Origin of the sequence: Rhizobium sp. BK538, assembly GCF_014197575.1 — a bacterium.
GTDB lineage: Bacteria > Pseudomonadota > Alphaproteobacteria > Rhizobiales > Rhizobiaceae > Rhizobium.
Window position 1 is genome coordinate 1 of record NZ_JACIFT010000006.1, and the last position, 516, is coordinate 516.

The window sequence follows — 516 nt, forward strand, 5'->3', positions numbered from 1 at the left end:
TGTTCAGCGAACCGCCGGCCGTTGCGGACAGGCCGTCGCTTTCATTGTTGCCGCCATTGACCGCTTCGTCTTCCACGGTCGAGGTGCTGCCTGCATTGGCGACCGGGCTGTCGTCGATGGCGTTGACCGTGAAGTTGGAATTGGCCGAGTCACCGTCGCTGTCGGTCGCCCTGAAGCCGAAGTCCAGCGTCCTGCTGCCGCCATTGAGGCCTGACGGAGCGTGGTCGATATTGCCCTTGAGTTCGAAGGTGTAAGAGCCGCTGTGCAGGTCGGACAGTGTCACCTTGAACACTTCCGCGCCGTTTGCCCCCTTCGTCGCCGTCAGAACCGTGCCGTCGGCCGACAGCTTGTAGTAGATCGCAACGCCATCCGACGTCAGGCCTGTCTGGCCTTCGGCAACCGTGAAGGCCACCGAGCGGTCGGCAATGCCGCCGTTGTTGTTGTCCGCGCCCCAGGAGATATTCAGGTCTCCATGCTGGACCGTCGATTCCGGCAAGCCCATGTCGTTGCCGTGCG

The 516-nt window shown here is 62.8% G+C and carries 1 protein-coding gene; it reads right to left on the reverse strand.

Annotated elements, in window-relative coordinates:
• Window positions 1-516, reverse strand: a 516-nt coding sequence (locus FHX09_RS08610) for a hypothetical protein (protein ID WP_184449771.1), incomplete at both ends; no start/stop codon positions are given.